Source organism: Roseovarius sp. D0-M9, assembly GCF_037083805.1.
Lineage (GTDB): Bacteria > Pseudomonadota > Alphaproteobacteria > Rhodobacterales > Rhodobacteraceae > Roseovarius.
The window spans coordinates 1-5,006 of sequence record NZ_JBAPKZ010000087.1; the positions used below are offsets into that span (position 1 = coordinate 1).

Here is a 5,006-nt window from a genome sequence, read left to right on the forward strand (position 1 = left end):
CGTATCGGGGTCGGTGATCGAGCGTATTCGCTCCTCGGCTCTTTGGGTGCATGCTGTTTTGATCGGATCGGTTTTCTGGATCATCGACGCGGCATGGGGCTGGCACTATCACGGCTGGATGGTGAAATATCTTGGATACCATTATGCTTATGCATCGGGCGTCATCCACGCCATCGCAGGCGGCTATGCGCTGGGTGTCATCATGGTGCTGGGGCCACGTATCGGCAAATTCGCAAGCGATGGCACGCCCCGCGATATCCCGCCGCACAACCCGTGGCTGCTGACGATTGGCATCTTTCTGATCTATACCGGCTTCTGGGGCTTTTACGCGGCGTGCAACGTGCCTCTGATCTCGCCCGAGGCCATTGGCGGTGAGATCACCGGCGTCACCTGGACGGCGACCAACATCTACCTTGCGCCGACTTCATTGTCAGCGATTACCTTCAACTTCCTCATGTCGCTGTCGGGCGGTCTGGCTGGCGTGATCACGGCCTCGGCGGGCAACGATCTCTACCACCCGATCCAAGCCATGCTCGTTGGCGCGATCGGCGTCGTTATCGTCTATAACCTGCATCAGTGGGTCGAGCGGACCTTCAAGCTGGACGATGCGGTCGGCGCGGTGGCTGTTCATGGCTATGCGGGCGTGGTCGGCCTGATCATCGCTGGCTTCATGTTGTGGGGCGCACCGGCCTCGCCGTTCGAAGGTTTTGCGACGATCAATCCGCTGGGCCAGACAATCGGCGCAGTCATCATGTTCTTTGTCCTTGGCTTTGCGCCGGGCTGGTGCGTGGCCAAGATCCAGAGCGCGATGGGCGTTCTGCGCATCCCCGAAGAAGTGGAATTGCAGGGCCTCGATTTTGCCGAGCACCATGCCTACGAAGATGCCAAGCAAGACATAATCGAAGCGGACAAGGCACATCTTGCCATCAGAATCAGAACATAAGGAGCGCACCGTATGTCAACGATAGGATACGATAGCTGGGCGGTGGATCTGGCTGAAGTCGGCCCGGTCTACCCCTTTCAGGGAATGGAAGTGGCGATGGTCGTCATCGGCGTGATCTTCTGGGTGGGCTGGCACATCATCCAGTTCCAACGTGAGAAGGTTCATCTGGAAAAGGCCCGCAAGTTGGGCGACCAAGAAAAGATCGCCCGCGTCCTCGAACGCTACTGATACTTCCCGCGGTTTTCACAAAGCGGTATCTGGGGGCGCGCAAGGTCGCGCCCCCTTTTTTTAGAGCTTTCCCAAGGGTGCTGAAGCCTTGTGCCTCATGATGGTATTTCATCGACGACGCGGGCCTCTTCCATGCGCCAGCGTCCCGGCGCGCCGGACACATGCCATGTCGCGGGTGGCGCCGTGCGGGCGCGGGCGCGTGTCAGGGTCCAGCCATGGGCGCCGGGCCGGTGCGCAGGGGCAATGTGCCAGCGCGTCTCGATGCCGGGCGCACCGCCCGCGCCGGGGGTCAGGATCAGGCCAAGGGGCGCGCCCATGTTCATGCCTGCACCCGCCTCGGCGGCCAGATGCAGGCGCCGCACGGGCGTCAGGCCCGGCGGGCTGGGCAGATCGGCCACCACCAGCGGCGCCGCGCCGCTGCGCAGCGCCTCCTCCAGCGCCCAGAGGATATCGGCGGGCCGTTCGGGCGTGATCCAGACGAACCGTTCGGGGCCGGTAAAGGCCGCCATGCCATCGGGGTTCAGCGCGCCCGCCTGCCAAGGCGGCGCGATCCACAGCACAGGCCCCTGTGTCGCGGCGGCGATCAGCATGGCCAGCATGTGCCGGGCTGGCCCGCAGGCCTCATGCAGGCGTGCCAGTGGCAGGGCAATATCGCCCAGAACGGGCAGAGAGGGGTGGCCTGTTCGGCTGTCGAGATTCGGGAGAACGGACATGCCGCCAGCCTATTATGTTCGCTAAATGTTCTCAATCGCATTTTGCACGTGACGCCGCGCGCCAAGACGCTACCCTGCGCCGGACACCAGAAAGGACGATACAAGATGAAGATGAATCCGCTTGGCCGCACCGGCCTGATGGTCAGCGAACTATGCCTCGGCACAATGACCTGGGGCAGCCAGAACACCGAGGCCGAGGGCCATGCCCAGATCGACCGCGCGCTGGACCGGGGCGTCAACTTTGTCGACACCGCCGAGATGTATCCGACCAACCCCAAGATCGCCGAGACCCAAGGCCGCACCGAAGAGATCATCGGCACCTGGCTGTCCCGAACCGGGCGGCGCAGTGACATGATCCTTGCCAGCAAGGTGTCCGGGACGGGCCTGATGCATGTGCGCGGCGGCGCGCCGATCACGGCAGGCAGCATCCGCGAGGCGGTCGAGGGGTCGCTTAGGCGGATGCAGACCGATCATATCGACCTTTACCAATTCCACTGGCCCAATCGCGGCAGCTACATGTTTCGCCAGAATTGGAGCTATGACCCGTCGCCGCAAAATACGAGTGAGGTGCTGGACAACATGCACTCCACGCTCGAAGCCATAGCGGATGAGGTCAAGCGTGGCACGATCGGACATTTCGGCCTTTCGAACGAGAGCGCATGGGGCACCGCGCAATTCCTGCGCCTGTCCGAGGCCAATGACTGGCCCCGCGTCGCCAGCATCCAGAATGAATACTCGCTACTTTGCCGTCTCTATGACACCGATCTGGCCGAGCTCAGCGTGCATGAAGATGTCGGCCTCCTGGCCTTCTCGCCGCTCGCCGCAGGGCTGCTGAGCGGCAAATATCAGGGTGGTGCGGTGCCTGCTGGCTCGCGCAAGTCGATCACCGAGGATTTGGGCGGGCGTATCACGCCGCGCGTCTTCGAGGCGGTCGATGCCTACTTGGAGATCGCAAGGCGCCACGGTCTTGATCCGTCGCAGATGGCGCTGGCCTGGACGCTGACGCGGCCCTTCATGACCTCCTGCATCTTTGGTGCGACGACGATGGAGCAACTGGACATCGCGCTGGGCGCGGGGGATTTGACTCTCTCGGAGGAGGTGATGGAGGATATCGACGCAGCCCACCGCGCGCATCCGATGCCCTTCTAAAGCGCCCTGCCTTCAACGGCGGACCGCTTCAGGACTGCATCTCGCGCGCGAGGCCGCGCAGATACTCGGGCATTTCCCGGTCGGCCACCGATGCCTCGCGCAAGAGGTGGTCGAAATGCCCGGTCAGGGCCTGCACCCGTTCGGTATCGCGAAAGGCCATGTAGTTGCGCCCGATATAGATCACCGCCAGGAGCGGGCCGAAGATTGTCACCGGCGCAGAATAGATGCGCCGCGCATCAAAGAGGGACAGGCGCAGGCGCGGATAAAGCTGCTCGGTCACCTCGATCAGTTTGGCAAGCTGGGCGCGCCGCACGGGCAGGGGCAGGCCGCGATAATACCCTTCGCCGCGGGCAAAGCTGTGCATCTCGTAGAGGGGTAGCGCGATCTCATAATCCGATTGCGCTCCGCGCATCCATTCCAGCCTGTCCTCGGAGGCACCGATCACCTGATCGGTGCTGCGGCCCAGATGCGGCTCGTATTCCCACTCCAGCATGGCGTGGGTCTTCAGCATGTCGGGCAGCGCGGCGGGCACGTGGCGGATCTTGTAGCCAGCCGCTTCCTTGTGCCACTCGAAGATCTGCGCATCGACCAATGCGCGGGGCGCCTCTGTCAGCGACAGGGAGTTGGCGAGGATGTCCGCCGCCGTCTCGGGTCGGTCCGTCAGGCCCAGGAGCCAATCGGCCGAGATGCCCAGAACCCGCGCACATTCGCCCACCACCTGCGCATTGGGCAGGCGCGCGCCCGTGCCTGCCAAAAGCTGCGACACTGTCGAGCGATCAACACCGACGGCGCGGGCCAATGCGCTCTGGCTGAGGCGGCGCATCGACATCGCCTCGCCAAGGCGTGAGCGAAAAAGAGTGGCGCGGGCCCGCTTGTCTGTTTTTACCATCATCCGTGATTATTATCACCAATGCAGCGGAATGTTAACCGCAAACAGAATGGGCAACCTGCCTGCGCCCGGATACCCCTGTGCCATAACCCATTCACATATCGGAGGATTTATGGAACGGCCCCGTCGCACGCTGGTCAAGGCGATCATCTGGAACATCAACGGCCTTATCATTATGAGCCTTGTCGGCTATATGATGACGGGCTCGGCGGGCGCGGGCGGCGCGATGGCTGTGGTCAATACCGTGATCGGTCTCAGCCTTTATTTCCTGTACGAGCGGATCTGGTCGCGCATCTCGTGGGGGCGCGTGGATGCGCACGGCTGAATGGCCAACGCTGGCATTATTGGCGGTGACATACGCGCTTTGGGCGCTGGCGACGACATGGCTGGCGACGCTTTGGCTGCCCCTTGGGGTCGTCGTCGCGGCGCTGGCCATCGCTCAGCACTCGTCGCTCAGCCATGAGGCGCTGCATGGCCATCCCTTTGCGGATGCGCGCGCCAACATGGCGGCGGTCTGGCCTGCGCTGGGCCTCTTGGTGCCCTACCTCAGGTTTCGCGATACACATCTGGCCCATCATCGAGACGCGCTGCTGACCGATCCCTATGATGATCCTGAAAGCAACTATCTTGATCCCGTCATCTGGGCGCGGCTGCCGCACGTCCTGCGCGCCGCGCTGCGGTTCAACAATACGCTGATCGGGCGCATTGCCATCGGGCCGATCGTCGGCATGACGACGTTCTTGCGCGGCGACTGGCGCGAAATGCGGGCGGGTGATGCGAGCATCCGGCGCGCCTGGCTGTGGCATGGGGCGGCGATGGTGCCTGTCATGATCTGGGTCTGGGCCGCGCCCATGCCGATCTGGGCCTATCTCATCGCAGCCTATGGGGCGATGTCGCTGTTGAAGATTCGCACATTCCTTGAGCATCGCGCGCATGATCGGGCCAGCGGGCGCACGGTGGTGATCGAGGATCGCGGGGTAGTGCCCCACCGGGTGGTGTAAGAGGCCGCGCGCGAAGCCCTTGGCGTAGCGCAGCGCGCGGCCGGGTCTGGCGGCCACCGCGCTTCTTCGTAATCTGAGGTTGT

At 63.3% G+C, this 5,006-nt stretch carries 7 protein-coding genes; 5 read left to right on the top strand and 2 right to left on the bottom strand.

Annotated elements, in window-relative coordinates:
• Together V8352_RS21340 and V8352_RS21345 are read left to right on the top strand one after the other, a co-directional pair.
• The coding region (locus V8352_RS21340) for an ammonium transporter (RefSeq protein ID WP_336426271.1) at nt 1-943 on the top strand (943 nt) is incomplete at its 5' end.
• A 12-nt stretch (nt 944-955) separates the two neighbouring features.
• Nucleotides 956-1,171, top strand: a complete 216-nt coding sequence (locus V8352_RS21345) for a hypothetical protein (protein ID WP_336426236.1) — start codon at nt 956-958, stop codon at nt 1,169-1,171.
• A 95-nt stretch (nt 1,172-1,266) separates the two neighbouring features.
• Here V8352_RS21345 and V8352_RS21350 read toward each other — a convergent pair whose 3' ends face one another.
• Nucleotides 1,267-1,884, bottom strand: coding sequence for an ImuA family protein (locus tag V8352_RS21350; protein WP_336426272.1), 618 nt, complete (start codon nt 1,882-1,884; stop codon nt 1,267-1,269).
• A 105-nt stretch (nt 1,885-1,989) separates the two neighbouring features.
• Between V8352_RS21350 and V8352_RS21355 the strand changes: the two genes are divergently transcribed.
• Nucleotides 1,990-3,033 carry an aldo/keto reductase gene (locus V8352_RS21355; protein ID WP_336426273.1) on the top strand — a complete coding sequence of 348 codons (1,044 nt, stop codon included), beginning with the start codon at nt 1,990-1,992 and terminating at the stop codon, nt 3,031-3,033.
• Nucleotides 3,034-3,061: 28 nt separating this feature from the next.
• On the opposite strand, the gene V8352_RS21360 is transcribed toward V8352_RS21355, so the two are convergent.
• Nucleotides 3,062-3,925 carry a helix-turn-helix domain-containing protein gene (locus V8352_RS21360; RefSeq protein WP_336426274.1) on the bottom strand — a complete coding sequence of 288 codons (864 nt, stop codon included), beginning with the start codon at nt 3,923-3,925 and terminating at the stop codon, nt 3,062-3,064.
• Nucleotides 3,926-4,034: 109 nt separating this feature from the next.
• On the opposite strand from V8352_RS21360, the gene V8352_RS21365 reads away from it, so the two are divergent.
• Together V8352_RS21365 and V8352_RS21370 are read left to right on the top strand one after the other, a co-directional pair.
• Nucleotides 4,035-4,247 carry a DUF2061 domain-containing protein gene (locus V8352_RS21365; RefSeq protein WP_336426275.1) on the top strand — a complete coding sequence of 71 codons (213 nt, stop codon included), beginning with the start codon at nt 4,035-4,037 and terminating at the stop codon, nt 4,245-4,247.
• Nucleotides 4,234-4,923, top strand: coding sequence for a fatty acid desaturase (locus V8352_RS21370; protein ID WP_336426276.1), 690 nt, complete (start codon nt 4,234-4,236; stop codon nt 4,921-4,923). The genes V8352_RS21365 and V8352_RS21370 overlap by 14 nt, the downstream gene beginning before the upstream one ends.
• The last annotated feature ends 83 nt before the right edge of the window (nt 4,924-5,006 follow it).

Bases quoted from the DNA above. Each gene is read 5' to 3' on its own strand.
- V8352_RS21345 (WP_336426236.1), top strand. From the start codon at position 956: ATGTCAACGATAGGATACGATAGCTGGGCGGTGGATCTGGCTGAAGTC.
- V8352_RS21360 (WP_336426274.1), bottom strand. From the start codon at position 3,925: ATGATGGTAAAAACAGACAAGCGGGCCCGCGCCACTCTTTTTCGCTCA.
- V8352_RS21350 (WP_336426272.1), bottom strand. From the start codon at position 1,884: ATGTCCGTTCTCCCGAATCTCGACAGCCGAACAGGCCACCCCTCTCTG.
- V8352_RS21355 (WP_336426273.1), top strand. From the start codon at position 1,990: ATGAAGATGAATCCGCTTGGCCGCACCGGCCTGATGGTCAGCGAACTA.
- V8352_RS21370 (WP_336426276.1), top strand. From the start codon at position 4,234: ATGCGCACGGCTGAATGGCCAACGCTGGCATTATTGGCGGTGACATAC.
- V8352_RS21365 (WP_336426275.1), top strand. From the start codon at position 4,035: ATGGAACGGCCCCGTCGCACGCTGGTCAAGGCGATCATCTGGAACATC.